Consider the following 26,551-nt stretch of genomic DNA (forward strand, 5'->3'; position numbering starts at 1 on the left):
CTCCCGGTAGACGACCGGGTTGATAGGCCGGAGGTGGAAGCACGGTAACGTGTGGAGCTGACCGGTACTAATAGGCCGAGGACTTGACCACAAAGCATTCTTGCTCGCGTCCACTATGCGATTCTGAAACAGCAAACACGATTGTTTATTGGTTGTGTTTGATAGTTTCATAGGGTTACGGCGGTTATGGCGGGAAGGAAACACCCGGTTACATTCCGAACCCGGAAGTTAAGCTTCCCTGCGCCGATGGTACTGCACTCGGGAGGGTGTGGGAGAGTAGGTCACCGCCGGACAATCTTTGATTGTCGGGATTGGGCTCCACGCATACGCGTGGGGCCCTTTTCTGCGTTACGGGGTCTTGAGAGCTCGGCCCGCATGAGGGGTTGCTGGAGTCACGGCGAAGGCGAGAGGGGATGGCGTGATGGAGTACCACGGGTGGGTCACCATCCGACAGACGGCCCGCGTCGACGAAGAGTGGACGACCTCGCTGCGACAGCCTCATGGAGAGGACGGCTACGCCGACCTCCTGGAGCGGCGGGCGGCCGACGATGACGGCCTGCTGGAGCGGCAGGTGGAGGAGATTCGCGCCCATCTGGCGCAGTTCCCCGATTACGGCCTGATCGACCTGCGCTGGCTGAACGGCATCCCATCCCTGCACGTGGCCGGTCAGCCCAACCACAACGGCGGCTGGAGCGACATCATCCTTGCGCTGTTCCAGCGGATCGGCCAGATCGCGCCCGGCTCCTACGGGCTGCTCCACCTCTGGGACGACGAAGGCGCTCACCCGAACGAGTTCCGCGTCTACCGGCTCGTCCGCGGCCGGCTGAGTGAGCACGACGACACCTTGCTCTCTCCCACGGTCCCGACCCTTCAAGACCCCGAACCGGACACCTGACCCGAACCACACTCCTGATCGGACCCCTGGGCTGACCCGAACCGGACTCCTGGCCTGGCCCTTGACCTGGCCTATCGGTCCGTCCGTAGGAGCTCGATGCCGATACAGGACTTGGACGGACAGCGAGATCGTGGTGAATGTCTGCGCGTGGTCGGGGCTCTTGGGGACGACACGGGACGCCGATCTCCGTGGCCGAGTACAGCCGGTAGGGGCACGAGGTCTGTACGCCGCGCTCCGCCGGCTCGCCGGCGCCGCCCCACAGCGCGAGGCGGCCCCACAGCGCGAGGCGGCCCCACAGCGCGAGGCGGCGCTGCAGGGCGAGGCGGCGCTGCAGGGCTTGTCGAATGGGGCGTCCGTGATGTCGACTCGATCGTCAATCTGGGCACCACTGGCCACTAGCGTCACATCAGTACCATTCGTGATAATTCACGAATGGTGGCGGGCAGAGGCGTCGGGGGGTTTCCCCGTGTGGCCTTAGTGGGGCTCCTCTTGCTGCTCTTGGCCGTCTGGCCGGTGCCCCAGCGAGAGTCGGTCCAGCGCTCCGCCGCCTTCCACCAGCGAGCCCCGATCCTGCTCCAGCAGCAGGCGTTGGCCGAAGTCCCCGCGCTGGTGAAGCATCGTAAGAAGCCCAAGCCGGATCCGCCGATCGTGGCCAAGAAGATCACCAAACGGCTCGATCGCTACCTGGCCGGACGTCCGGGGCCCGTCACGGCCATGGTCGAAGATCTCACCACCGGGCGCCTCTACCGTTACCACCGCAACGAACGACTGATCACCGCGAGTACCGCCAAAGTGCAGATCCTCATGGCGCTCCTCCTCAAGACCTCCTGGCACAAGCTCTCGAAGGCCACCCGGCGCGACGCCGACCTCATGATCCGCTACAGCGACAACCACGCCGCTGACCGACTCTGGTTGCGCATCGGCGGGGCCGTCGGGTTCACGAAGGCGGGCAAGAAGTTCGGGCTCCGCCACACTCAGGGGGTTCCGGGTGACTGTGTCGACCTGTACTGCTGGGGCATCACCAGCACCTCGGCCGAAGACCAGGTGCGGCTGATGAAGGCCCTCGTGTCGGCCAAGAGCCCGCTCCGGGCCAAGGACCGTGCGCAGGTGCTCAGGCTGATGGGCAAAGTGATCGACGGCCAGAACTGGGGCGTGAGCGCCGCCAAGTGCAAGGGTGACCGTGTCGCCCTGAAGAACGGCTGGCTGAAGCGCGTGTCCACCAAGCGCTGGGCCATCGTCAGCGTCGGCCTCATCCGCGGCCATGGCCATGACTACGCGCTGGCCGTACTGGCCGAGAACAACGCCGACACCGGCCAGGGCATCGCGACCGTGCAGGGCGTGGCCGAGCGGATCATGAAATCTTTCCGGTCGTGCCACGCCTGACCGTACGGGTGACACAGAGCCGGTCGTGCCACGCCTGACCGAACGGGGTGACACAGAGCCGGTCGTGCCACGCCTGGCCGAACGGGGTGACGCGGGGCCGGAGGAGGCGTCCCACGGGCTGAACGGGGTTAAACGGGGGGATATAGCCACACAGAGCGGAACGGCTGCACAGGGTCACACAGGGCCGCGCAGAGTACACGGGGCTGAGCAGGGTCACACAGAGCCGGAAGGGGCGGGGGCGACCAGGCGGTAGCCCACGCCGCGGACCGTCTGGATCAGCGCGTCCTCGTCGTCGCCCAGCCGGGCACGCAGTCGCTTGACGTGCACCGCGATCGTGTTCGTCGAGGTGCTGGACACCGTGTGCCACACATGCCGCATGATCTGCTCGCGCGTGACCGTGCGATTCGCGTTGCGCATCAGGTACTGCAGCAGCTCGAACTCGCGCAGCGGCAGGTGCACGATCCGCCCGTCCACCCGTACTTGGTAGGCCTGGGCGTCGAGTTCGACGCCGCCCACGACCAGCACCTCGCGGCCCTCGGGGGAGGCCGCGTGGATGAACGGCAGTAACTCCGGCACCCGGTACGGCCTGGCCACGCAGGCGACGGCACCGGCGGCGAGCGCCTGTACGGCCTGCTCGGCGTGCCCCTCGCCGACGCCGAGCAGAACGGGTACGGCCCGCGAGAGCCGTACCGCCCGAACGAAGTCGACGGCGCCGATGACCGGCAGCGTGGCCGACACGAGTACCACGTCAGGCTGCAGCGCCCCGGCCTGGATCAGGCCCTGGGCGCCGTCGGGGACGCCGGTGACCGACACGCCCTCGCGTTCGAGGGCGGTGGCCACGTCCTCCACAACCCCGTTGTCCGGGTCCGCGATGAGCAGGATGGGCTTCGTCCTCGTGTCCCCGTTCACACTGGATGCCGCCTGCGGGTGGATCATCAGCCGAAGCGCCCGGTGATGTAGTCCTCGGTCGCCTTCTCGGTGGGATTGGTGAACATGCGGGAGGTCTCGTCCATCTCGACGACCTTGCCGGGCTTGCCCTGCTCGGCGAGGTTGAAGAAGGCGGTCCGGTCGCTGACCCGGGCGGCCTGCTGCATGTTGTGGGTGACGATCACGATCGTGTAGTCGTCCTTGAGCTTGGCCATCAGGTCCTCGATGGCCAGCGTGGAGATCGGGTCGAGCGCGGAGCAGGGCTCGTCCATCAGCAGCACCTGCGGCTGGACCGCGATGGCCCGGGCGATGCAGAGTCGCTGCTGCTGGCCGCCCGACAGGCCCGCGCCGGGCTTGTTGAGGCGGTCCTTGACCTCGTTCCAGAGGTTGGCGCCCTTCAGCGACGTCTCGACGACGCCGTCCATCTCCGACTTGGAGACGCGGCCGTTGAGCCGGAGCCCGGCGGCCACGTTCTCGTAGATCGACATCGTGGGGAACGGGTTGGGGCGCTGGAAGACCATGCCGATCATCCGGCGCACCGAGACCGGCTCGACGCTGGAGGCGTACAGGTCCTCGCCGTCGAGCAGCACCTTGCCCTCCACGCGCGCGCCGGGGATGACCTCGTGCATGCGGTTGAGCGTGCGCAGGAACGTCGACTTGCCGCAGCCGGAGGGGCCGATGAACGCGGTGATCGAGCGCGGCTCGATGGTCATCGAGACGTCCTCGATGGCCTTGTGGGCTCCGTAGTAGGCGTCGAGACCGGATACCTGGATCTGCTTGGACATAGTGGCTTTACCCCTTATCGGCCTCTGGCGGGCGCGCGCCACCGGGCGATCAGGCGCGCCACCAGGTTGAGCAGCATGACGATCAGGATGAGCGTGAGGGCTCCGGTCCAGGCTCGATCCACGGCGGTGTCGTTGGGACGCGCCGCCTGGTCGAAGACGAACAGGGGGAGCCCCATCTGCGGCCCGCTGAACGGGTCGTTGTTGATGGAGTCGGTGAAGAAGACGGTGAGCAGCAGCGGCGCGGTCTCGCCGGCGACTCTGGCCACGGCCAGCATGACGCCGGTGATGATGCCGGTCAGCGCGGTCGGCAGGACGACCTTCATGATCGTGCGCCACTTGGCCACACCCAGCGCGTACGAGGCTTCGCGCAGGTCGTTCGGGACCAGGCGGAGCATCTCCTCGGCCGATCTGACCACGGTCGGCATCATCAGGATCGACAGTGCCAGCGCTCCGGCGAACCCGGAGAACGGCTGGCCCAGGAACAGGACCCAGAACGCCAGGATGAACAGGCCGGCGACGACAGAAGGGACGCCGGTCATGACGTCCACGAAGAAGCTGATGTACCGGCTCAGCCGGCCGCCGTTGCCGTACTCGACCAGGTAGATCGCGGTCAGCAGCCCGATGGGGACGGAGATGATCGAGGCGAGCAGGACCTGTTCCAGCGTGCCGATGATGGCGTGGTAGGCACCGCCGCCCGCGTCGCGGGCGCCGATGTTGCGCATCGAGTGCGTGAGGAAGTCCAGGTCGAAGCGCCCGAGACCGTTCTTGATCACCAGCCAGAGCACGGACACGAGCGGCACCACGGCCAGGGCGAACGCCAGGTAGACCAGCCCCTGGACGACGCGGTCCTTGATGCGGCGGCTGGTCGAGATGTGCTGGATCGCGGTCATGCGGCGGCCCTCGCGTACTCCTTGCGGCGGTTGATGATCATGCGGGCCGCTATGTTGACGAGCAGTGTGATGACGAACAGCACCAGGCCGGAGGCGATCAGTGCGCCTCTGCCGATCGGGGTGGCCTCACCGAAGCCGTTGGCGATGTTCGCCGCGATGCTGTTGGCGTGTGGGGTGAGGATCTCGAAGCTGATGTCGAAGGTGGCGGGGAAGATCAGCGCGACCGCGATGGTCTCGCCCATCGCCCGGCCGAGGCCGAGCATCGAGGCGCTGATGACGCCCGGACGGCCGAACGGCAGCACGGCCATCCTGATCATCTCCCAGCGGGTGGCGCCGAGCGCGAGCGCCGCCTCCTCGTTCATCTTGGGAGCCTGGAGGAAGACCTCGCGGGAGATGGCCGCGATGATCGGCAGGATCATGATCGCCAGGACGATGGCTCCCGCGATCATGGTCTTGCCGCCGATGGCGCCCTCGCCGGCGAAGAGCGGGAACCAGCCCAGGTTCTCATTCAGCCATTGCGACGGCGTCTTGAGCAGCGGCACCAGGAAGACCACGCCCCACAGGCCGTACACCACGCTGGGGACGGCCGCGAGCAGGTCGATCAGGTAGCCGAGCGGCCCGGCCAGGCGGCGGGGCGCGTAGTGGGAGATGAACAGCGCCACGCCGACCGCGATGGGAGTCGCGATGACGAGCGCGAGGGCCGAGCTGAGCACGGTGCCGAACGCCAGGGCGGCGATGCCGAAGACCTGGCTGCCGTTCGGGTCCCAGACCAGCTCGGAGAAGAAGTGACCCTTGTTCGCCTGCAGGGCGGGGATCGCCTCGCTGATGAGGAAGACGGCGATGGCCGCCATGATCCCCAGCAGGATGACGCCCGCGCCGGTGGCGGCGTAACGGAAGGGCCCTTCACCATGGCTGCGCCGCGAGGCGGACCGGCTCGTGGCCGATCCGCCGTCACGGGTACGAACGTTGGTCGTCATCGGCTGTTAGGAGATCGCCTCGACGGCGGTGCGGACCTTGGTCAGCAGATCGCCCGAGAGAGGGGCGTAACCGAGGTCCTTCAGCGCGGCCTGGCCCTCGTCGCTGGCGGTGTAGGTGAGGAAGGACTTGACCAGCTTCGACTGGTCGGCGGGCAGGCCCTTCTCGCAGGTGATCTCGTACGTCACCAGGACGATCGGGTACGCGCCCGCGGTCTTGGTGGCGTAGTCGATGCCGAGCTTCAGGTCGTTGCCCGTGCCCTTGATCTCCGCGGTCTCGATCGTCTTGGCGGCGCTGTCGGCGTTCAGCTCGACGAACTCGCCCGCGCCGTTGGCGACCTTGGCCTTCTGGAGCTGGGAGTTCTCGGCGAACGACAGCTCGACGTAGCTGATCGCGCCCTCGGCGCCCTTCACCGAGGAGGCGATGCCGTCGGAGCCCTTGGCGCCCTGGCCCTTGGCCTCGGCGGGCCACGCCTTGGCGGGCTCGTACGGCCACTCGGCCGTGGCCTTGAGGAACTTGGTGAAGTTGTCGCTGGTGCCGGACTCGTCAGCCCGGTGGAAGGCCTGGATCGGCGTCGAAGGCAGCTTGGCCTGCGGGTTGTCGGCCTTGACGGCCGCGTCGTCCCACTTGGTGATCTTGCTGCTGAAGATGCCGCCGAGGGTCTTGGGGGAGAGCTGCAGCCCGTCGACGCCCGGGAGGTTGTAGACGACCGCGATCGGGCCGGTCACCATCGGGATGTTGATGGCCTTGCCGGTCTTGCACCGGGCGTCGGCCTGGGCGGGCTCGCCCTTGTCGTCCTTGAGGGCCGAGTCGGAACCCGCGAAGGCGACCGTACCCTGGATGAAGGCCTGGACGCCCGCGCCGGAACCGCTGGGCTGGTAGTTCAGGCTGGCCCCGGGGTTCTTGCTCTGGAAGTCCTTCTTCCACTGGTCGATCGCGTTGGCCTGGGCCGAGGATCCGGCGGCGTTGATCGTGCCGCTCAGACCGTTGTCGTTACCCGCGGCGGTGGTGGCACCGGCGGACGCGGTGGCGTCGGCGCCGCTGTTGTTGTCTGTGCCGCACGCAGCGAGCGAGAGCGCGCCGACGACGGCGGCGGCGGCGAGCCGGCCTGCATACTTCACGGTTGGGTTCCTCCCACTTGGTCCTTAGTCGCTACGAAGTTATGCAGCCAAGGTGACTCAATCCCCCCACCACGGGTGAACGGACGGTGAACGGGCCTGGTCACCCTCATGATGGGAGGTATGACCTATCGCGTATGCCTGGTGTGCATGGGGAACATCTGCCGTTCACCTATGGCGGAGACCGTGCTCAGGAGGACACTGGCCGACCACGGACTCGATGAACGGGTGGCCGTCGACAGCGCCGGCACCGGCGCCTGGCACGCCGGGGATCCCATGGACGCGCGGGCTCTGCGGACGCTGGCCGACCACGGCTATGACGGCTCCGCGCACCGGGCCAGGCAGTTCACTTCCGGCTGGTTCGACCGCTACGAGCTGGTGCTGGCCATGGACCGGGACAACCTGTCGTTCCTGCGGCGGATGGCCCCTGAGGGCGTGGAGGTGCGGCTGTTCCGCTCGTTCGACCCCGACGCGCCGGACGGCGCCGAGGTGCCCGACCCCTACTACGGCGAGGCCGACGGTTTCGTAGAGGTGTTGCGGCTGGTCGAGGCCGCTTCCGAGGGTGTAGCGAAGCACATCGCCGATGAGATCGACTGAGGACCTGGGCGCCTCCCATGGGTGGCGGCTGCAGCGGGGCGTGCTCGACGACGGGCGCGTGGTGTTCGCCAAGACCGGAGCCGTTTCTCCGGTGTTCACCTCCGAGGCCGAAGGGCTGCGGTGGCTGGGTGCGGCCATCGCCGTGCCGGAGGTGATCGAGGTCTCCCGGGATCGGCTCGTTCTCTCGTGGGTGGACACCTCCGCGCCGACGGCGGCGGCCGCCGAGCGGTTCGGGCGCGATCTCGCGCGGCTGCACCGCGCCGGCGCGCCCGCCTTCGGCGCGCCCTGGCCGGGCTTCATCGCCGACCTGCCGATGGACAACTCGCCCGCCGACGACTGGCCGGCCTTCTACGCCACTCGCCGGGTGCTGCCCTTCGTACGGCAGGCGCGGCTGCCCGAGCGGGACGTGGCGCTCATCGAGCGGGCCGTGTCGCGCTTCGGCGAGGTGGCGGGGCCGCCGGAGCCGCCGGCGCGCATCCACGGTGACCTGTGGAGCGGGAACGTGCTCTGGTCGGACGGGCGCGGGGTGCTCATCGACCCGGCGGCGCACGGCGGGCATCGGGAGACGGACCTGGCGATGCTGGCGTTGTTCGGGGCGCCCTATCTGGATCGGATCCTGGGGGCCTACCAGGAGGAGACGCCGCTCGCGGACGGGTGGCGGGAGCGGGTGCCGCTGCATCAACTGCATCCGCTGCTCGTCCACGTGGTGCTCTTTGGGGGGACATATCGCGACAGCTTGCTGGCTGCCGTGGCACGGGTGCTGGCCCTATGACCCTGTGTTCTATGAGCCGTTCAGGCGTCTGAGGACCTCGTCGTGCAGGAGGCCGTTGGTGCAGACCAGGCTGCCGCCCTCCAGCCCGGGGACGCCCGCGAGGTCCGTCCACCTGCCACCGGCCTCCTCGACGATCACAGTGAGGGCCGCCATGTCCCACGGCGACAACTCCGGCTCCGCGGACACCTCCACCGAGCCCTCCGCGACCATCATGTGCGACCAGAAATCGCCATAGGCCCTGGTGCGCCAGCAGGCCCGGCCGAGATCGAGGAAGTTGTCCAGCCGGCCCATCTTCTCCCAGCCGCCGAAGCTGGAGTAGGAGAACGACGCGTTCTCCAGATCGGACACCGACGAGACCCGCATCCGGGTCGCCTTGGTCAGGCTCTTGCCGGTCCAGGCGCCGCCCTCGGTGGCCGCCCACCAGCGCTTGCCCAGGGCTGGGGCGGACACCAGGCCCACCTTGACCTCGCCGTACTCCATCAGCGAGATCAGCGTCGCCCACACGGGCACGCCGCGTACGTAGTTCTTGGTGCCGTCGATCGGGTCGATGATCCAGGACCTGGCACCCCAGCCCGTCCTGCCGAACTCCTCGCCCACGACCGCGTCACGCGGCCGGGCCCGCCGGAGGGTGCCGCGAATGGCCTCCTCGACGGCACGATCGGCATCGCTGACCGGCGTGAGGTCCGGCTTGGTCTCGACCTTGAGATCGACCGCCTTGAACCTTCGCATGGTCAGGTCATCGGCGTGGTCCGCCATGACATGCGCCAGACGTAGATCATCGTTATAACCCGTCACGATGAGCCACGCTACCGTGACTTACCTCCCGAACATCAGTCGAGCGGCCCCGCATTTCTGGTAAGTCCCGTCCGTGGACGGATGGCTGATTCTTCGGATAGGTCCCGTCCGCTGCGGGTGCGGCCCTTCTGGGGTGAATCGGTGATGCCGGCGTCTCAGGCGCCGTCGTCCGGAGTGCCCTCCCGGCTGGACAGGAGGCGGCGCAGGGACTCCAGGCGGGCCGGCTCGGCGTGCCCGGCCGCCACCCAGGGGCCCAGCGCGCAGTCGGCGTCCAGGTGGGTGCATCCCTTGGGGCAGTTGACCGTGCCTTCGATGAGGTCCGGGAAGGAGGCGAGGACGGTCTCGACCGACACGTGGGCCAGGCCGAAGCTGCGTACGCCGGGGGTGTCGATGATCCAGCCGCCCTCCGGGAGCTCGAGGGCCACGGCGGAGGTCGAGGTGTGGCGGCCGCGGCCGGTGACGGCGTTGACCTGGGAGACCGCACGGTTGGCGGCCGGGACGAGGGCGTTGACCAGGGTCGACTTGCCGACGCCCGAGTGGCCGACCATGACGCTGAGGCGGCCGGTGAGGTGGTCGCGGAGCCGGTCCAGCGAGCCGCCCTTGTGGACGACGACGTGCGAGACCCCGAGCGGCTCGTACATCGCCACCAGCTCGTCGGGCGCTCCCAGGTCCGACTTGGTGAGGCAGAGGAGTGTTTCGATCTCGGCGTCGAAGGCGGCCACCAGGATCCGGTCGATCATGCGCGGCCGGGGCGGCGGGTCGGCGAGCGCGGTCACGATGACGAGCTGGTCGGCGTTGGCCACCACGGGGCGTTCGATGCCGTCGGTGTCCTCGACGTCGTCGGCCGAACGGCGCAGCATCGACGTGCGCGGCTCGACGCGTACGACCCTGGCCAGGGCGTCGGGACGGCCCGAGACGTCGCCCACGAGGGCCACCCGGTCGCCGACGACGATGCCCTTGCGGCCGAGCTCGCGCGCCTTCATGGCGGTCACCAGGAGGCGCTCCGGCTGCTTGCGCTTCTGGGCCGATCCCTTGGCGCGTTCGGGCTCGACCAGCGTGGTGTAGCGGCCGCGGTCGACGGCGACCACGAACCCCTCCACGGCATCCTCATGCGCAGGGCGGATCCGGGTCCGCGGCCGTGAGCTCTTGCTCGGCCTGACCCGTACGTCGTCCTCGTCGTACTCCCGCTTTCTCAGCGGTCTACCCCCATGTCGCCGTGCGCCGCCCGTCCACCGTGGCGGTGCTGTCCACATGTTGCCCCACCGGGCGGGGTGCCCAGGGGATCGTGCCCGCGTGTCCATCCCACCATGCCGACCGGCATGGCCGCCCGCATGAGCATCCGCGTCGGGCGGGTGGTCATCGCTCGTCCAGCATGGTCGTCCACATCTGGACGAACTCCGGGAGCGTCTTGGCCGTCGTCGCGATGTTCTCCACCTCGATGCCCGGGACCGCCAGCCCGATGACCGCCCCGGCCGTGGCCATGCGGTGGTCGTCGTAGCTGCGGAAGACGCCGCCGTGCAGCGGGCGGGGGCGGATGAGCAGGCCGTCGTCGGTCTCCTCCGCGTCGCCGCCCAGCCGGGTGATTTCGGTGACCAGGGCGGCCAGGCGATCGGTCTCGTGGCCGCGCAGGTGCGCCACGCCCCGGATCCGGGACGGCGAGCTCGCCAGTGTGGCCAGCGCGGCGATCGTCGGCGTCAGCTCGCCCACCTCGCGCAGGTCGGCGTCGATGCCCTCGATCCGCCCGGTGCCGGTCACGGTCAGGGAGCCGGCGTCACCTGCCGCCTCGTGTGCCGCCGGGGAGAGCCGGACCGTGGCGCCCATCGAGGTGAGCAGGTAGCGCAGGGCGTCGCCCGGCTGCGTGGTCGTGTGGGGCCAGCCGGGGATGGTGACCGTGCCGCCCGTGACCAGAGCCGCGCCCAGGAAGGGCGCCGCGTTGGACAGGTCGGGCTCGACGGCCACGTCCCTGGCCGCGATCGGTCCCGGCTCGACCCGCCAGATGTCGCGTTCGCCGTCGTCGACCGTCACCCCGGCCGCCCTGAGCATCTGGATCGTCATCTCGATGTGCGGCTGCGAGGGCACGGGCGGGCCGACATGGCGGATCGTGACGCCCTTCTCGAAGCGCGCCGCCGTGAGCAGCAGCCCCGAGACGAACTGCGACGAGCCCGACGCGTCGAGCGTGACCTCGCCGCCCGCCGGCGGGCCGTGGACGGTGAAGGGCAGGGCGTCGTTGTCGACGCGGGCGCCGAGCGCGCGCAGAGCGTCGAGGATGGGGCCCATGGGGCGCTTGCGGGCGTGCGGGTCGCCGTCGAAGGCGACCGGGCCGTCGGCCAGTGCGGCCATCGGCGGCACGAAGCGCATGACGGTGCCCGCCAGGCCCGCGTCGATGCTCGTGCCGCCACGGATCGGGCCGGGGGTCACCTGCCAGTCGACGGCAGCCGTGGTCTCGTGCGCCGGCGTCAGGGTGGCGCCCAGGGCTCGCAGCGCCGCCACCATGAGGTCGGCGTCACGGCTGCGCAGTGCCTGGCGCACCATGCCGGGGCCGTCGGCCAGCGCGGCGAGGAGCAGTGCGCGGTTGGTCACGGACTTGGAGCCGGGCAGGCGGATCGAGGCGGCCACAGGAGCGGTCGCGGTGGGTGCGGGCCAGTGCGGTGCGGGCATGGTCAAAGAATACCGGCGCGGGTGAACTTCACGGCTGCCGACGGCTCGGACGGCCGCGCATGCGGGCGCGGGCCGTACATGGCAGTGTGGGGACATGTGCGGGAGATACGCGTCGGCGCGCAAGAAGCACGAGCTGCTGGAGGAGTTCCAGGTCGAGCTCGACGGTGACCCCGACAAGGAGCTCGGGGCCGACTACAACGTCGCGCCCACCAAGAACGTCTACGCCGTCCTCAGCCGGGTCCCGAAGGACGCCGAGCGGGCCGTGCGGCAGATGCGGATCGTCAAGTGGGGGCTGGTGCCGGCCTGGGCGAAGGACCCGTCGGTGGGCTCACGGATGATCAACGCGAGGATCGAGACGGTGGCCGAGAAGCCGTCCTACCGCCAGGCGTTCGCCAAGCGCAGGTGCCTGCTGCCGGCCGACGGCTACTTCGAGTGGATGCCGGTCGAGGGCGACAAGAAGAAGAAACAGCCCTACTTCATCCACCCGGAGGATGGCGGCGTGCTGGCGATGGCCGGCCTGTACGAGTTCTGGAAGGACAAGTCGCGCGACGACGACGATCCACTCAAGTGGCTGGTGACCTGCACGGTCATCACCACCGACGCCGAGGACGACCTGGGTCGCATCCACGACAGGATGCCGATGATGATCGAGCGGGAGCGTTGGGCGGAGTGGCTCGACCCCAAGCTCACCGACCCCGAGCAGGCTTCGGGGCTGCTGGTGCCGGCCGACAGCGGGCGGCTGACGGCGGTGGCTGTTTCCACAGATGTCAACAATGTTCGGAACAACGGCCCGGACCTCATCAAACCCCTGCCGCCAGAGGAGGAAACCGCTCTCCGCTAAAGGTGTAAGAGCCACGCTAAGCGGGCATTCGCTGGGGAAAGCGATGCATCCGTTCACCCGGAGTCACCGCCACACATGCCCCCAACGCGCCGGGTAGGACTTCCGGGGAGTCCCGCTGCGGCTTGCCCCCCTTTACCCGGAGGTGCGGATCCGTGGACGACGCGACCGCTCGTAAGCAGCTGGAGAAGATGCTCGCGGACCTGGACCGATCGATCGGGGTGCTGCAGGGTGACCCCGTCGCGATCCGCGATCACTCCGCGGCCGACGCGGGGTCCGACCTGACCGACGCCGACCGCGCCCAGGCCATGCTCACCGTGGCCACCGCGCAGCGCAGGTCCGTGATCGAGGCGCTCAAGCGCGTGGACGAAGGCACGTACGGCAGGTGCGTCGACTGCGGCAAGCCCGTGCCGGAGGGCCGGTTGGAGGCCCGTCCGGATGCCGCGCGGTGCGTGGAGTGCCAGGGCAGGCAGGAACGCCGCCGTTAGCAGTACTGCCAACGTCGCCGTCGGCAGTACTGCCGGCGGCGGCGGGCTAGGTCTTGCGGACGCTGGCCACGAGGTGGATGCCGACCGTGTCGTCGTCGTCAGGGTGCGCGTCGAGCTCGGTGCGGACCAGCCAGGCCAGCGACCTGGCGTCGGAGCCCAGCACGTGGTCGACGGTGGAGGGCGACAGCACGGTGCGCGGGCGTACCCATTCCACCTCCAGACCGGCGCCGGTCAGCAGCTCGCGCAGCTGCGCGCTGCTGAAGCAGCGGGTGATGCTGCCGTCGGGCCACGGCACCAGCATGACCTCGCCCGTCTGCCGCAGGTGCTGCCACTGCTCCTGCTCGGCGAGGATCGCCATGCCCAGTACCAGGGAGTCGACGCAGATCAGCGCCCGGCCGCCGGGCCGCAGCACCCGGAACACGTCGCTCATCGCCGACTCGGCCATGAGCTCGATCGACATCGCGCGTTCCTCGGCGACGACCGCGTCCACGCTCTCGTCGGGGAGGAAGGCCAGGTCGTCGGCGCGTACGTGGCGGACGCGCCCGGCGTCGCGCAGCCGCGCCTCCGGGTCGGGTGGCAAGGGAGCGTTCAGCGATGGAGAGTTCTGCGACGGAGAGTTCTGCGACGGAGAGGTCTGCGACATCGAGGTGGCGCGGCGGAAGTCGAGCAGCTCGATCACCCGGTGCCCGGCTCCGGCGGCCTGCCCGGACCAGCGTCCGCGGCCCCCTGACAGGTCGAGTACGACGGAGGGTTGGGCGGGGAGCCACCGGGTCAGCTGCTCGGCGACAACGGCGCGGTAGAAGGTCCAGTACGGCCCGAGCGTCCCTGAGCCGTTCAGTTCCTCGGCCGGAATGGGCAGCACACGCGACTCCTGGGTTCCGGGAAAATGGCTACCAGCCGGTACGTATGGTTTTCCCCGCACCGGGTCGTTCGTCACCTTCTATCTTGCGGGAACAGACGAGGGCGCGGGCGTGTTGCGACGTGCATGCTCACATTGCTCGAACCCCTCCCCAGTGACGGACCGGTCCGTGACGAGCGGGTATTCTCCCCTGAGTACGGTGTACCGCAACAGCCGGCCACCGGTGATCTTAGGGGGGTGGGTCCGGTGCCCGCGACAGGCGCGGAGACTCTGGAACAGCGAAGTGAGCGGTTCGAGCGCGAAGCCATGCCTTACCTCGAGCAGCTCTACTCCGCGGCGCTCCGGATGACCCGGAACCCAGCGGACGCGGAGGACCTGCTTCAGGAGACCTTCGCCAAGGCGTTCGCCTCGTTCCACCAGTTCCAGGAAGGTACGAACCTCAAGGCATGGCTCTACCGGATCCTGACGAACACCTTCATCAACAGCTATCGCAAGAAGCAGCGCGAGCCCAAGCAGTCGGGCACCGAGGAGATCGAGGACTGGCAGCTCGCCCGCGCTGAGTCGCACACGTCGAGCGGCCTGAAGTCGGCCGAGGTCGAGGCGCTCGAGCATCTGCCCGACGGTGATATCAAGCAGGCCCTGGCGGTCCTGCCCGAGGAGTTCCGGATCGCGGTCTACCTGGCCGACGTCGAGGGCTTCCCGTACAAGGAGATCGCCGACATCATGGGGACCCCGATCGGCACCGTGATGTCCAGGCTGCACCGCGGTCGCAGGCAGCTCCGCGGACTTCTCGAGGACTACGCCCGCGAGCGCGGCCTGGTCCCGGCGGAGGGATCGAAATGAGCTGTGGCAACCCGCATGACACTGACTGTCGGGAAGTGCTGGACAAGGTCTACTCCTATCTCGACGGTGAGCTGACCGAGGGCGACGTGGTCGATATCCGCGTGCACCTCGAAGAGTGCAGCCCGTGCCTGAAGGAGTATGACCTCGACAAGGCGATCAAGGCGCTCGTGGCCAAACACTGCGGCTGTGACCCGGTCCCCGGCGACCTGCGCTCCAAAGTGCTGGCCCGCATCGCGCAGGTGAGGTCGGAGCTGTCCGACTAGGATTCTCCCATGCGCGTGCTTGTCACCGGGGGTGCCGGGTTCATCGGGTCGAATCTCGTCGATCGCCTGCTGGCGGATGGGCATGACGTCGCGGTCGTCGACGACTTCTCCTCCGGCCGCCGGGAGAATCTGGCCGACGCGGCCACGCACGGCCGCTTCCGCCTCCACGAGATCGACGTGCGCGATCCGTCCATGATCGAGCTGGCCGCCGAGCTGCGACCCGAGGTCATCTGCCATCTCGCCGCGCAGATCAGCGTGCGTAAGAGCGTCACCGACCCGGTCCACGACGCCAGCGTGAACGTCCAGGGCACCGCGTCGGTCCTGAGCGCCGCTCAGGAGGCCAGCACCCGCAAGGTGGTCTTCGCCTCCTCCGTCGCGGTCTACGGCCGGCCCGCCACGATCCCGGTGCCCGGTGACGCCGCCACCGACCCGCGCTCGCCGTACGCCGCCTCCAAGCTGAGCGGCGAGACCTACCTCGCCACGTTCAGGGCGCTCTACGGCATCGAATACACCACGCTCGTGCTGTCCAACGTCTACGGCCCGCGCCAGTCGCCCGAGGGCGAGGCCGGAGTGGTGGCCATCTTCACCGACGGCCTGCTCAGCGGCACGCCCACGGTGCTCTACGGCGACGGCACGCAGACCCGTGACTACATCTACGTCGAGGACGTGGTCGACGGCTTCGTCCGGGCCTGCGGAGCCGACGGCGACGGGCGCAGGTTCAACCTCGGCACCGGCATCCAGACCACCGACCGCAGGCTGCACGCGCTGATCGCCGACGCGGCCGACGCGCAGGACAAGCCGGGGTTCGCGCCGCCGCGGGTGGGTGACCTGCCGGCCATGGCGGTCGACCCGGTGCCCGCCTACGAGGGGCTCGGCTGGCAGCCGCGCACCGACCTGGCGACCGGGCTGAAGAACACGGTCGCGTGGGCCGCCCGTCGCCCAAGGTAGTGGATTGATTACGCTTTGCTTGCGATTCTCGACTCTGGCCCTGCACAGACCGGGCCTTCTGTAGCGTGACCCCCAGGAGTCGGCCCAACGAGTCGACGTGGAGGCGAGCACATGCTGAAGGCTATGATCGTCCGGCTGATCGCGGCCGCGGTGCTGATCACCCCTGTGATGACACTGCTGATGAGTGCGGGCGGGGCCCTGCCTCACGGGGTGTCCTGGACCTGAGCACCCTTGGGGGCCGCAATGCGTGATCTGCCGTGGCCTGCGAAGGTCTATCTCATCGCCGTCATCGGCGCGGCGACCATCCTCCTCGGACATAGCGTGATCACTTCCGGGCGCCTGGTGGCACCCGGCGATCTGGGCATCCTGCTGGTGCTCGCGCTGCTGTTCCTGGTCTGCGAGTCGATGCCGACGTTGCTGAACGTGGAGCAGTTCGCGGTGTCCGTGAGCTTCTCGGCTGCTCTGGCCGCCGTGGTCCTGATCGGTCCGGAAGGGGCCGCTCTGGTGGGGTTCACGGCGGTCTTCAGCGTGCGTCCGGGACTGCCGTTGATCAAGCGGCTGTTCAACGGGGCGCAGTTCGCGATCTGCGGCTACGCGGCCGGCTGGATCTACCAGGGGCTGGGCGGCGCCTCCGGCGTGCCGGGGGTCAACGCCTTCGACGACCTCATCGGCCCCTACGCCGCGGCCACGGGCGTGTTCGTGCCGCTCAACATCGTGCTCACGCTGACCATGATCCGGCTGGCGACCCGGGTGCGGGCCATGGAGGTGCCGCTGCGGGGCATGGTCCAGTTCCTGCTGTCCTACCTGGGTTACGGCACGTTCGGCCTGCTGGTGGCCGGGCTCTGGGCGACGGTGCAGTCGATCTCGGCGGTGCTGGTGCTGCTGCCGCTGTTCGTCGCCCGCTGGGCGTTCGGTCAGTATCACGCGCAGCAACGCTCGTACGACGCCACGATCGCCGCGCTGTGCCAGGCGGTCGAGACGAAGGACTACTACACGCGGGGCCACTGCACCCGCGTCTCGCTGGCCTCCTCGATGATCGCCCAGGAGATCGGCATGGGCCTGGAGCGGCTACGCGCCATCCGTTACGCGGGCATGCTGCACGACGTGGGCAAGCTCGGCGTGCCGACCAAGGTGCTGCAGAAGGAGGGGCCGCTGACCGAGGATGAGTTCGCCGCGATCCAGCTCCACCCGATGCGCGGGCTGGAGATCGTCCGGGGGATCGACTTCCTCGACGAGGCCTACGCGGGGATCATGCACCACCACGAACGCCATGACGGCAAGGGCTACCCGATGGGGCTCGCGGCCGACGAGATCCCGGAGTTCGCCCGGATCATCGCGGTGGCCGACGCGTTCGACTCGATGACGTCCGACCGCTCCTACCGTCACGCCCGCTCGGTCGAGGTGGCCGTCGAAGAGCTGCGCAAGAACGCGGGCCGCCAGTTCGACCCGGTCATGGTGGCGGCCTTCGCCAGAGCGCTCGAACGCGAGCCATGGCAGCCGCCCCGCCGCGTCGAGTCGCCGCCGCCAGAGGCGACCGAGACCCCGATCAAGGACCATGACGACCCGACCAGGCCGATCGAAGTGGTGAGCGGGCCTTGAGGCGTGCCTTCCAAGGCCTGGACTCCGGGCAGCTGCTGCTCATCTGCGGGGCGGGGCTGGTCGCGGTGGCCGGTGTCGCGCACACCTCCGCCGTGGGGCTCGACCGGCCCGAGATCGCGATCGGCTTCGGCGCGCTGATCGCGGTCGGCGAGCTGGCCAGGCTCACCATGCCGGGCAACAGGGAGGTCGCGCCCATCGGCGCCGCCGCCGCGCTCGGCTACACGCTGCTGCTCGACCTCAGCGACAACCCGCTGCGCCACACGGCGCTCCAGGTGGTGGCCGTGATCGCGGTCGGCATGATCGCCGGCGCGCTGCCGCACCTGGCGGTCGGCCGCCCGCCGCGCCTCGACGCCATGGCGCGCCGCTTGCTGACCGGCGCGCTGCTCGCCTTCGCCTTCCGGCCGCTGGCCGACCCGCTCTTCCAGCTCACCCGGCAGGACCCGCCGACGTGGTGGCCCGCGCTCGGCGTCATGGTCACGCTCATCACGCTCACCCTGCTGATCGACGTCCTGATCGCGGCCCTGCTCAGGGCCGAGCAGGTGCGCGCCGCCTTCAAGGTGGCCGTACGCGACGAGCTCAACATGGCCTTCCCGCTGGGCGCCGCCGTGGCCGCGTCCGGCGTGCTGCTCGCGCTGGCCACCCACAGCATGGACCTGGTGGCGCTGCTGGTCTTCGCCGCTCCGCTGCTGGTCACTCAGGTGGCCTTCCGCAAGTACGCCGGGATCCGCGCCACCTACCTGCAGACCGTACGGGCCCTGTCCCGGGTCACGGAGGTCGGCGGCTACGTCGAGCCCGGTCACTCGCGCCGGGTGAGCCGCCTGGCCGTGGCGGTCGGCCGCGAGCTGGGCATGGCGGAGCCGGAGCTGCTGGAGCTCGAGTACGCCGCCCTCATGCACGACATCGGCCAGCTGTCCCTGAGCGACCCCATCCCGGGCGGCGCGACGGTGCTCGCCGATCCCACGCAGGCCCGCCGCATCGCCGAGCTGGGAGCCGAGGTGATCAAACAGACGGGGGTGCTCGACCGGGTGGCCGAGCTGGTACGCCGCCAATGCGACCAGATCGCCGAGGATCCACCGCTGTCCAGCCGGATCATCAAGGCGGCCAACGCCTACGATGACCTGGTCGGCGGGTCGGCTGATCGGGATCGCGCGGGGGCGGCGCTGGAGCGGCTGCGGCTGGCGGTGGGGACTGCGTATGATCCGGCGGCGATCGAAGCGATGACCAGGGTGGTGGACCGGCTGGCGGTTCACAAGTTGTAATCCCTGGGGCGGTGACGGCAATGGTTCCCCGGGGGGTTCGTCACACGACCGTTTCGGTCCCTGTGACGGTCCGCCACCGGCCGGGAATCCGGTCACGCCACCGGCTCGCCTGGCCGCGCCACCGGTCAAGGATGCGCACGTAACGGCGCCCGGCCCTGTGCGGGGTCAGCGGGCGTTTTCCTGGAGGTCCTCAGCCATGTGCGGTGGGTGGCGGTGGGGGCGGCTTTGCCGTAAAAAATGGAGTTTGTAGGGATTCTTTACATGGAGTTTGTGGGGTTTCTACAGAAGAAGTCCCGGCGATCAGTGGTTTAGCGGGAACGGGACCTTACGCCCGACGGCCGTAGATTGGGCGGGTGCTTACTGAGACGCTCGGGGCCGTTCTGGTCGCCAATCGAGGGGAGATCGCCCGGCGGGTCATCCGCACGGTCAGGCGGCTGGGGCTGCGGGCCATCGCCGTCTACTCCGAGGCCGACGCGGATCTGCCGTTCGTGCGCGAGGCGGACGAGGCCGTGCTGATCGGTCCGGCCAACCCTCAGTTGAGCTATCTCGATGCCGGGAAGGTGCTGGAGGCGGCGCGGGCCACCGGGGCGCGGGCGGTTCATCCGGGCTACGGGTTTCTCGCGGAGAACGCGGCGTTCGCCAGAGCGGTGATCGATGCCGGGATGGTGTGGATCGGCCCTGCTCCCGAGTCCATCGACCAGATGGGCGACAAGATCAATGCCCGCAACCTGATGGAGGACGCGGGTGTGCCCGTGGCGGCCGGCACCCGGGAGCCCGTCACCGATCTGGAGCTGGCGTTACGGGCGGCGGGCCGGATCGGCTACCCGGTCATGGTCAAGACCGCGGGCGGGGGCGGCGGCATCGGGATGAGCGTCGCCCACGACGACGAAGAACTGGCCAAGGCGTTCGAGCAGGCCGCACGGGCGGCGGCGAGGTTCGCCGCGGGTGACGTCCTCGACGGGCCCGCCATTCTGCTGGAGCGCTACATCGAGCGGGCGCGCCACGTCGAGGTGCAGATCCTCGGCCTGCCCGACGGCACCGTCATGGCCCTGGGCGAGCGCGACTGCTCCGTGCAGCGCCGCCACCAGAAGGTCGTCGAGGAGTCGCCGTCACCCGGCATCACGCCCGAGCTGCGCGAGCGCATGCTCGCCGCCGCCGTGCGGGCCGGCGAGGCCGTCGGCTACCTGGGCGCGGGCACCGTGGAGTGCCTGGTCGACGCCGACGAGCAGGACTTCGTCTTCCTGGAGATGAACACCAGGCTCCAGGTGGAGCACCCCGTCACCGAGCTGGTCACCGGGCTGGACCTGGTCGAGTTGCAGCTCCGGGTGGCCGCGGGCGAGAGTCCCGAGGTGAAGGCTGAGACCGGTGGCCACGCCATCGAGTTCCGCGTGTACGCCGAGGATCCCAAGAGGTTCTTCCCGGGACCGGGCAAGATCTCCGCCTGGCGGGAGCCGGCCGGCGAGGGCGTCCGGGTGGACTCCGGCTACGAGGAGGGCAACACGGTCACGCCGTTCTACGATCCCCTCATGGCCAAGCTCTGCGTCTTCGGTGCGACCCGGGCCGAGGCGCTGCGGGCCGGTCGCGAGGCGGTCGCGGGATTCGTCGTCGAAGGACCCAAGAACAACTTGCCGTTCTGCGCCGAACTGCTGGACAACGCGGAGTTCGTCAGCGGCGACTATGACACCGGTTTGATCGGGCGGATGCGCGCATAGCGCATGACATTGTTAGCTCATTGGAAGAGGGGAGTCGCGGTGGCTGAGGTACGCGCGGAGATGGTGGCGAATGTCTGGAAGGTCGTCGTCCAGGAGGGCGACACCGTCTCCGAGGGCGACACGCTGGTCATCCTCGAGTCGATGAAGATGGAGATCCCCGTCCTGGCCGAGGACGAGGGCGTCGTCGCGCAGCTCAAGGTCAGCGAGGGCGACGTGATCCAGGAAGGCGACCTGATCGCCGTCATCGAATAGCCGCCGGTCCGATAGCCGCCGGTCCGAAGACCTCAGCGGGTGGCGCGGTCGAGGAACTTGGCGCGATCGACCACCACTCGCTCGATCGTGCCCCGGCCGACGAGGCTCTGCTTGTCGCGGGCCTCGAAGCCGAAGACCAGCCGCCGGCCGTCGACCTCGGTGAGCTCGGCGGTGATCTGTACGTGCGTGCCCAGCGGGCTCGGGGCCAGGTGCTCCAGCTCGACGCGGGTGCCGACGGTCGTCTCACCAGGAGTGAGATGCGAGTGCACCGCCTTGACCGTCGCCGCCTCGGCCAGCGCGAGCAGCCGCGGAGTGGCGAGCACCGGGACGTCGCCGCTGCCGATCTTCTCAGCGGTGTCGGACCTCTCGACCATGATGAGCAGCTGGGAGCGGAGACCCGGAGCGAGCGTCATACCGTCAGCGTACTGCGATCATCACCGCGGCCCGCTGTCAAGGGCCCTGATCTCCCGGAAACGCGGACAAGTGCGGTCAGAAGGCCGCAGGATAGGGTTTGTAGGGCTTACGGCATTTAAGTGGCATGTGGGACTCGTGAGTCGTACACTCTCGAAGTTCCGTGACCTCTGTGTTACCTCACCGCGACACAACTTCGCTTTGTTGGAGATCCTTGGGGTGGGAGAGGTTATAGAGGTAAAGGGGTAACGGGGGAGTCATGGTAGCCCAAGGAACGACGCTGGCGGGGCGCTATCGCCTGGACACCCGCATCGGCGCCGGTGGCATGGGCGAGGTGTGGCGGGGCGAGGACATCGTGCTGGCGCGCACCGTCGCGGTCAAGGTGCTGCTGCCCGGCCGCATGGATGATCCCGGGTTCGTCGCGCGTTTCCAGGCCGAGGCCCGGGCGATGGCGACGATCAACCATCCGGGTGTCGTCGACGTCTACGACTACGGTGTGAGCGGGGACACCGTCTATCTGGTGATGAAGTTCGTCGACGGGGAGCCGCTCGACAAGTTGCTGATGCGGCTGGGCCGGATCCCGCCCCAGCCCGCGATGGAGCTGATCGCGCAGGCTGCCTCGGCGCTGCAGGCGGTGCACCAACAGGGGATCGTGCACCGTGATGTGAAGCCGGGCAACCTGCTGGTTCAGCGCGACGGCACGCTCGTACTGACCGACTTCGGCATCGCCCGTTCCGACGTGGCCAGCCGGCTCACCGACGCGGGCATGGTGCTCGGCACCGCCGCCTACTGCGCGCCCGAGCAGGCCGAGGGGGCGCCGGTGACGCCCGCGGTGGACATCTACGCGCTGGGCGTGGTGGCCTACGAATGCCTGGTGGGGCAGCGGCCGTTCGACGGCGAGAGCGCGGTCACGATCGCGCTCAAGCACATCCGCGAGGCGCCTCCGCCGCTGCCCGCCGAGATCCCCCCGCCCGCACGCGCGCTCGTGGAGCGCGCCCTGTCCAAGGATCCGCTCGCCCGTTACCCGACGGCCAGGGCGATGAGTGAGACGGCCCGCAAGATCGCGGCCGGCGAGACGCCCCCTCCAGAGCCGGCACCGCCGGTGACGGGGGCCACCATGGCCGCGCCGATGGAGGCGTACCAGACCGGGTCCCGCCAGTCGGGTCCCCACCCGACCGGGTCCCACCAGGCGGGTCCTTACCAGACGGGGTCCTATCAGGGTGCTCCCCATCAGACGGGGTCCTACCAGGCCGGTGGGCCGTCCCAGACGGGGTCCTACCAGGCCGGGCCGCACCAGACCGGGTCCCATCAGGCTGGGACGTCTGAGGCGCAGACGTTGGCCGGGCCTCGGCAGGGCGCCCGTCGCGCCGGTGCCAAGGCACCCCGCAGAGGTGCCCTCATCGCCGGGATCGCGGCCGCGGTCGTCCTCGGGGCGGGCGCCGGTGCCGTCGCGCTGACGAACATGTCGAGCCAGCTCGAACCCCAGCCGACCGTCAGCTCGTCGGACATGGCGAACTCTGTTCCCACCCCCGACGAGACCACTCCGTCGCTGAAGCCGACCAAGCGCACGTCCAAGCCCAAGCCGTCCACGCAGGAGCCGATGCCCACCAGGACGGCCGCCGAGCCGACGGAGACGGAGAAGGAGTCACCGACCCCGGAGCCGACGGACAAGAAGACGCCGACCAAGACACCCAGCAGCTCGCCGAAGCCGAGCACGACGGTCACGAAGAAGCAGGTGCCCGCCGTGGTCGAGTTGCCGTACGCGGAGGCGACCCAGCGGATCCGGGCCGCGGGCTTCCAGAACATCAGGATCGACAACCAGACCACCACCGAGCAGGGCGTCGTCTGCGGCAGGATCGGCGAGACCTTCCCCAACGGCGGCACGTGGCTGGAGGTGACCAAGCCGGTCAAGATCGTCGTCATCGACGGCGGCCCCTGCCCGTCACCCAGCCCGACCCCGACGCCGCCACTCGGGGCCAGGTAACTCAGATCCCCGCCGTGGTGCGGGGAGAGGCGGTTAGGTCAGATCCCCGCCGTGATGCGGGGAGAGGCGGTCTGAGGGGGCCGGTTAGGTCAGATCCCCGTCGTGGTGCGGGGGTAGGCGATCTGGGGGTCGGTGGCGATGTTCACCATGTACGGCACGCCGGAGTCGAACGCGCGACGCAGCGCGGGACCGATCTCCGACGGCCGGGTGACCAACTCGCCGCCGCCGCCCAGCGCCGTCACCACCTGGTCGTAACGGCACTGCGGCTGCAACTCGGCGGCCACGTCGTAGCCGTAGAGCATCTGCATCGGGTGCTTCTCCAGGCCCCAGATGCCGTTGTTGCCGCAGATCATGACCACCGGCAGGTTGTGCCGTACGAGGGAGTCGACGTCCATGAGCGAGAACCCGGCCGCGCCGTCGCCCAGCAGCAGCACCACCTGCGAGGACGGCCGGGCCAGCCGGGCCGCGATGGAGTAGCCGAGGCCGGTGCCGAGGCAGCCGTAGGGGCCCGGGTCGAGCCAGTTGCCGGGTTGCTTGGGCTCGACGTACTTGCCCGCGTAGGAGACGAAGTCGCCGCCGTCGCCGATCACCACGGCGTCGTCGTCGAGCACCTTGCCCAGCTCGCCGTAGATGCGCATGGGGTGGATCGGGTCGGAGTCGGCCGTGAGCAGGGCGGCGTCGTCGGCGATCGCCGCGGTGGCGGCCTCCGACAGCTGCGACACCCAGCCGGAGTAGGCCGTGGGCTTCAGGCCGGCGTCGCCGCAGGCAGTGCCGAGGCTCCAGAGCACCACGGACAGGTCGCCGGCGGCGGAGGCGGCCGGCTGGGTGTGCGTGGCCAGCTGCGATGGCGTGTCGGCGATGTGCACGACCTTGGCGGGCGGCGCGCCCTGCTTGCCGCCGAACCAGCCGTATCCGAGCCGGAAGTCGAGCGGGGTGCCGATCACGATGACCAGGTCGGCTTTGGCGAAGGCGAGGCCGCGGGCGCGGGTGACGAGCAGTTCGTGACCGGCGGGCAGGATGCCGCGGCCCTGGCCGTTGGGGATGACCGGCAGCCGCCAGTTCTCGGCGAAGTCGCGCGCGGCCTCCTCGGCCCGGTCCATCCACACGTCGGACCCGTAGACCAGCACCGGGCGCTCGGCCTCGGTGAGCAGCCTGGCGATGGTGGCCAGGGACTCGGGGTCGGGCTCAAGGGGTGACGGGCTCTGCGTCTCGACCAGGTGCGCCGGCGATGGCGCGAACAGGTCGTCCATGTAGAAGTCGAGGAAGACCGGCCCGCGGTGCGGCGCGACGGCGGTGCGGAAGGCCGACTCGACGTCCTGGCCGATGGAGTCGGCTCCGGTCGCGGTGAACGACAGCTTGGTGATCGGCCCGAGCAGCGGCGGGTGGTCCATCTCCTGCAGGGCCCCGCTGCCCCAGCGTGAGCGCGGGGCCCGCCCGCCCATGACGACCACGGGGGAGCCGTTGAAGTGCGCGGTCGCGACGCCGCTGATCCCGTTGGTGATCCCGGGCCCCGCCGTGAGGACGGCCAGCCCGGGTTTCCTGGTCAGCCGGGCCGTGGCCTCCGCGGCGAACACGGCGCTCTGCTCGTGGCGTACGTCGAGGATCCGCATGCCCTCGTGCACGGCGCCGTCGTAGAGCGGGAAGATGTGCCCTCCCGACAGAGTGAACATGGTCTCGACACCATAGGCCTTGGACACGGCGACGGCGGCGTCACCGGCGTGCTTCGCAGACTCCATGCCGGGAACCTACCAACGAGCCATCAGAGTAAACAGATGTCAACGGTCGCGTCCTCACGGAGCCATGACGGCCGGTTCCCGGTCCTCACCTGCAGCAGACAGTGGCCATGCCGTCCAGCACCTGCACGGTGATCTTTCTTGGCGAGGCGGAGTCCTTCCTGATGTCGAGGTCGAGGTTCTCGGCCCGCGCATCCACGTCGTAGGCCAGGCCGGGGACCAGCACAGCGACGCTCCCCCTGGTTCTGACGACCGCGCGGACGTTCGTCGGAGCGGTGTCGAAGGACAGGTCGACCCGGCCCGAGCCGGTCTCCACGTCGGCCTCGCCACCGGTGAGCGCCCTGCCCCCTATGTTGCCGGAACCGCTCCTGGCCCAGACGGTGCCCGATGTCTCGCTCACCCGGAGCGGACCAGACTCGGAGGTCATCCGGACATTGCCGTAGATACGGTTGATCTCCAGTCCGCCGTTGGCCGACTCCGCCTCGACATCGGTCTCCACCGGCACGAACAGCGTGTAGTCGGCCTCGCAGACCGGCGCGTCCCGTTCGTCCGTGTCCGGACAGGAGGCGTCGAGCCGCAGCGTCCGGCCATCCCAGTCCTCCTTGACCGCCGGTTTCGTCTTCGACCAGCGCAGTGACCGTTCGAGGAACAGCTCGCCGGCGTCGCCGGGATGGATGCTGACGTTGACGCTTCCGCGCCCCGCGATCACCTTCAACTGTGACAGCTTGAACGCGATGCTCCTGCTGGTGGTCTCCGTCGGTGGACTGGCGTGGGCGAACCCATGCCATAACGTGACACAGCTGATCAGCAACGCGCACACGGTCGCCACGGCGCCAGCGCTCAGCCACAGGGCCCTCATGACAGACTCCTGATCTTGAGGAACCGCAGGACGGCGAGAACCCGGCGGTGGTCGCCCTCGGCCGGGGACAGGTCGAGCTTGGTGAAGATGTTGCCGATGTGCTTGCCGACGGCTCCCTCGCTGAGCACCAGCTCCTGGCCGATGCCCGCGTTGGAGCGGCCTTCGGCCATCAGCTTGAGCACCTCGCCCTCCCTGGGCGTCAGCCGGTCGAGCGGGTCGCTGTGCCCGCGCAGCAGCAGCTGGGCGACGACCTCGGGGTCCAGCGCGGTGCCGCCCGCCGCCACCCGGCGCAGCGCGTCGATGAAGTCGGTCACGTCGGCCACCCTGTCCTTGAGCAGGTAGCCGACGCCCCCGGTGGCCGAGGCGAGCAGCCGGGCCGCGTAGCGTTCCTCCACGTACTGCGACAGGACCAGCACCGGCATGTCGGGATGCTCGCGGCGCAGCACGAGGGCCGCGCGCAGGCCCTCGTCCGTGTGTGTGGGAGGCATCCGTACATCCGTGACCACCAGGTCGGGCAGATGCTCCTCAGCGGCGCGCAGGAGGCCCTCCGCCTCGTCCACGGCCGCCACCACCCGCATGCCGGCCGCGTCGAGCAACCGGACGAGCCCTTCGCGCAGAAGTACGGAGTCTTCCGCCAGTACTACTCGCACGACAGGGCCACCTCAACGGAGTCTTCCGGTAGAACTACTACTCGCACGACAGGTCCAC

The 26,551-nt window shown here is 69.3% G+C and carries 27 protein-coding genes and 2 rRNA genes; 16 read left to right on the forward strand and 13 right to left on the reverse strand.

Going from position 1 to position 26,551, the window contains the following annotated elements; all coding sequences use genetic code 11:
* The 4 genes from AB0H88_RS11160 to AB0H88_RS11175 form a co-directional block, all read left to right on the forward strand.
* A 23S ribosomal RNA gene (locus AB0H88_RS11160) occupies positions 1 to 91 on the forward strand; the annotation flags it as partial.
* Between the two features lie 85 nt (positions 92 to 176).
* Positions 177 to 293 (forward strand): 5S ribosomal RNA (gene rrf / locus AB0H88_RS11165).
* A 128-nt stretch (positions 294 to 421) separates the two neighbouring features.
* Entirely contained in the window at positions 422 to 895 is a 474-nt protein-coding gene (locus AB0H88_RS11170; protein ID WP_357644742.1) for an Imm7 family immunity protein, read from the forward strand.
* 489 nt (positions 896 to 1,384) lie between these two features.
* A complete protein-coding gene (locus AB0H88_RS11175) occupies positions 1,385 to 2,278 on the forward strand; it encodes a serine hydrolase (RefSeq protein WP_357643162.1) in 894 nt (297 codons plus the stop codon).
* 213 nt (positions 2,279 to 2,491) lie between these two features.
* Here AB0H88_RS11175 and AB0H88_RS11180 read toward each other — a convergent pair whose 3' ends face one another.
* Genes AB0H88_RS11180 through pstS form a run of 5 tightly spaced genes read right to left on the reverse strand, consistent with a single transcriptional unit; the run spans position 2,492 to position 6,976 of the window.
* Positions 2,492 to 3,187, reverse strand: a complete 696-nt coding sequence (locus AB0H88_RS11180) for a response regulator transcription factor (protein ID WP_357643163.1) — start codon at positions 3,185 to 3,187, stop codon at positions 2,492 to 2,494.
* Between the two features lie 26 nt (positions 3,188 to 3,213).
* Positions 3,214 to 3,990: a phosphate ABC transporter ATP-binding protein PstB gene (gene pstB / locus AB0H88_RS11185; RefSeq protein WP_357643164.1), complete on the reverse strand. Its 777-nt coding sequence runs from the start codon at positions 3,988 to 3,990 to the stop codon at positions 3,214 to 3,216.
* A 14-nt stretch (positions 3,991 to 4,004) separates the two neighbouring features.
* Entirely contained in the window at positions 4,005 to 4,880 is an 876-nt protein-coding gene (gene pstA / locus AB0H88_RS11190; RefSeq protein WP_357643165.1) for a phosphate ABC transporter permease PstA, read from the reverse strand.
* Positions 4,877 to 5,857, reverse strand: a complete 981-nt coding sequence (gene pstC / locus AB0H88_RS11195; RefSeq protein WP_357643166.1) for a phosphate ABC transporter permease subunit PstC — start codon at positions 5,855 to 5,857, stop codon at positions 4,877 to 4,879. Before pstC ends, pstA begins: the two co-directional genes overlap by 4 nt.
* Before the next feature lie 6 nt (positions 5,858 to 5,863).
* Positions 5,864 to 6,976 carry a phosphate ABC transporter substrate-binding protein PstS gene (gene pstS / locus AB0H88_RS11200; RefSeq protein WP_357643167.1) on the reverse strand — a complete coding sequence of 371 codons (1,113 nt, stop codon included), beginning with the start codon at positions 6,974 to 6,976 and terminating at the stop codon, positions 5,864 to 5,866.
* A 120-nt stretch (positions 6,977 to 7,096) separates the two neighbouring features.
* On the opposite strand from pstS, the gene AB0H88_RS11205 reads away from it, so the two are divergent.
* Both AB0H88_RS11205 and AB0H88_RS11210 read left to right on the forward strand, forming a co-directional pair.
* Positions 7,097 to 7,570 (forward strand): low molecular weight protein-tyrosine-phosphatase, encoded by a 474-nt coding sequence (locus tag AB0H88_RS11205; protein WP_357643168.1) that lies wholly within the window; start codon positions 7,097 to 7,099, stop codon positions 7,568 to 7,570.
* Positions 7,557 to 8,342, forward strand: coding sequence for a fructosamine kinase family protein (locus AB0H88_RS11210; protein ID WP_357643169.1), 786 nt, complete (start codon positions 7,557 to 7,559; stop codon positions 8,340 to 8,342). Before AB0H88_RS11205 ends, AB0H88_RS11210 begins: the two co-directional genes overlap by 14 nt.
* A gap of 9 nt (positions 8,343 to 8,351) precedes the next feature.
* Here the strand turns inward: AB0H88_RS11210 and hisN are convergent, their stop codons facing one another.
* The 3 genes from hisN to aroA all read right to left on the reverse strand — a co-directional run bounded on the left by hisN (position 8,352) and on the right by aroA (position 11,795).
* The gene (gene hisN / locus AB0H88_RS11215; RefSeq protein ID WP_357643170.1) at positions 8,352 to 9,137 is read right to left on the reverse strand and encodes a histidinol-phosphatase; all 786 of its coding nucleotides are present in this window, start codon (positions 9,135 to 9,137) and stop codon (positions 8,352 to 8,354) included.
* 155 nt (positions 9,138 to 9,292) lie between these two features.
* On the reverse strand, positions 9,293 to 10,237 hold the full coding sequence (rsgA, locus tag AB0H88_RS11220) for a ribosome small subunit-dependent GTPase A (protein ID WP_357643171.1): 945 nt from the start codon (positions 10,235 to 10,237) through the stop codon (positions 9,293 to 9,295).
* Between the two features lie 256 nt (positions 10,238 to 10,493).
* Complete coding sequence (gene aroA / locus AB0H88_RS11225) at positions 10,494 to 11,795, reverse strand: 3-phosphoshikimate 1-carboxyvinyltransferase (protein ID WP_357643172.1); 1,302 nt, start codon at positions 11,793 to 11,795, stop codon at positions 10,494 to 10,496.
* Positions 11,796 to 11,889: 94 nt separating this feature from the next.
* Between aroA and AB0H88_RS11230 the strand changes: the two genes are divergently transcribed.
* Positions 11,890 to 12,636, forward strand: a complete 747-nt coding sequence (locus AB0H88_RS11230; protein WP_357643173.1) for an SOS response-associated peptidase — start codon at positions 11,890 to 11,892, stop codon at positions 12,634 to 12,636.
* Positions 12,637 to 12,788: 152 nt separating this feature from the next.
* Complete coding sequence (locus AB0H88_RS11235; protein WP_357643174.1) at positions 12,789 to 13,121, forward strand: TraR/DksA C4-type zinc finger protein; 333 nt, start codon at positions 12,789 to 12,791, stop codon at positions 13,119 to 13,121.
* Between the two features lie 46 nt (positions 13,122 to 13,167).
* On the opposite strand, the gene AB0H88_RS11240 is transcribed toward AB0H88_RS11235, so the two are convergent.
* Positions 13,168 to 13,983 carry a methyltransferase domain-containing protein gene (locus AB0H88_RS11240; protein WP_357643175.1) on the reverse strand — a complete coding sequence of 272 codons (816 nt, stop codon included), beginning with the start codon at positions 13,981 to 13,983 and terminating at the stop codon, positions 13,168 to 13,170.
* 234 nt (positions 13,984 to 14,217) lie between these two features.
* On the opposite strand from AB0H88_RS11240, the gene AB0H88_RS11245 reads away from it, so the two are divergent.
* From AB0H88_RS11245 to AB0H88_RS11275, 7 genes are all read left to right on the forward strand, one after another.
* Entirely contained in the window at positions 14,218 to 14,823 is a 606-nt protein-coding gene (locus AB0H88_RS11245; RefSeq protein WP_214640210.1) for a sigma-70 family RNA polymerase sigma factor, read from the forward strand.
* Positions 14,820 to 15,086 (forward strand): mycothiol system anti-sigma-R factor, encoded by a 267-nt coding sequence (gene rsrA, locus AB0H88_RS11250; protein WP_225301833.1) that lies wholly within the window; start codon positions 14,820 to 14,822, stop codon positions 15,084 to 15,086. The genes AB0H88_RS11245 and rsrA overlap by 4 nt, the downstream gene beginning before the upstream one ends.
* A 9-nt stretch (positions 15,087 to 15,095) precedes the next feature.
* Positions 15,096 to 16,034: an NAD-dependent epimerase/dehydratase family protein gene (locus AB0H88_RS11255; protein ID WP_357643176.1), complete on the forward strand. Its 939-nt coding sequence runs from the start codon at positions 15,096 to 15,098 to the stop codon at positions 16,032 to 16,034.
* Between the two features lie 243 nt (positions 16,035 to 16,277).
* Positions 16,278 to 17,633, forward strand: a complete 1,356-nt coding sequence (locus tag AB0H88_RS11260) for an HD-GYP domain-containing protein (RefSeq protein ID WP_357643177.1) — start codon at positions 16,278 to 16,280, stop codon at positions 17,631 to 17,633.
* On the forward strand, positions 17,630 to 18,892 hold the full coding sequence (locus AB0H88_RS11265) for an HD domain-containing phosphohydrolase (protein WP_357643178.1): 1,263 nt from the start codon (positions 17,630 to 17,632) through the stop codon (positions 18,890 to 18,892). Before AB0H88_RS11260 ends, AB0H88_RS11265 begins: the two co-directional genes overlap by 4 nt.
* A 353-nt stretch (positions 18,893 to 19,245) precedes the next feature.
* Positions 19,246 to 20,604: a biotin carboxylase N-terminal domain-containing protein gene (locus AB0H88_RS11270; RefSeq protein ID WP_357643179.1), complete on the forward strand. Its 1,359-nt coding sequence runs from the start codon at positions 19,246 to 19,248 to the stop codon at positions 20,602 to 20,604.
* Between the two features lie 39 nt (positions 20,605 to 20,643).
* A complete protein-coding gene (locus tag AB0H88_RS11275) occupies positions 20,644 to 20,856 on the forward strand; it encodes a biotin/lipoyl-binding carrier protein (protein WP_357643180.1) in 213 nt (70 codons plus the stop codon).
* A gap of 32 nt (positions 20,857 to 20,888) precedes the next feature.
* On the opposite strand, the gene AB0H88_RS11280 is transcribed toward AB0H88_RS11275, so the two are convergent.
* Positions 20,889 to 21,269, reverse strand: coding sequence for a thioesterase family protein (locus AB0H88_RS11280; protein ID WP_357643181.1), 381 nt, complete (start codon positions 21,267 to 21,269; stop codon positions 20,889 to 20,891).
* Between the two features lie 257 nt (positions 21,270 to 21,526).
* Here AB0H88_RS11280 and AB0H88_RS11285 point away from each other — a divergent pair, with 257 nt between their 5' ends.
* The gene (locus tag AB0H88_RS11285; RefSeq protein ID WP_357643182.1) at positions 21,527 to 23,251 is read left to right on the forward strand and encodes a protein kinase; all 1,725 of its coding nucleotides are present in this window, start codon (positions 21,527 to 21,529) and stop codon (positions 23,249 to 23,251) included.
* Between the two features lie 89 nt (positions 23,252 to 23,340).
* Here the strand turns inward: AB0H88_RS11285 and AB0H88_RS11290 are convergent, their stop codons facing one another.
* From AB0H88_RS11290 to AB0H88_RS11300, 3 genes are all read right to left on the reverse strand, one after another.
* The gene (locus AB0H88_RS11290) at positions 23,341 to 24,987 is read right to left on the reverse strand and encodes an acetolactate synthase (protein WP_357643183.1); all 1,647 of its coding nucleotides are present in this window, start codon (positions 24,985 to 24,987) and stop codon (positions 23,341 to 23,343) included.
* An 85-nt stretch (positions 24,988 to 25,072) separates the two neighbouring features.
* Complete coding sequence (locus tag AB0H88_RS11295; protein ID WP_357643184.1) at positions 25,073 to 25,843, reverse strand: hypothetical protein; 771 nt, start codon at positions 25,841 to 25,843, stop codon at positions 25,073 to 25,075.
* Positions 25,840 to 26,493, reverse strand: a complete 654-nt coding sequence (locus AB0H88_RS11300) for a response regulator transcription factor (RefSeq protein ID WP_357643185.1) — start codon at positions 26,491 to 26,493, stop codon at positions 25,840 to 25,842. The genes AB0H88_RS11295 and AB0H88_RS11300 overlap by 4 nt, the downstream gene beginning before the upstream one ends.
* Positions 26,494 to 26,551 lie beyond the last annotated feature (58 nt).

This window comes from Nonomuraea sp. NPDC050680, assembly GCF_040654555.1.
In the GTDB taxonomy this organism is placed as follows: domain Bacteria; phylum Actinomycetota; class Actinomycetes; order Streptosporangiales; family Streptosporangiaceae; genus Nonomuraea.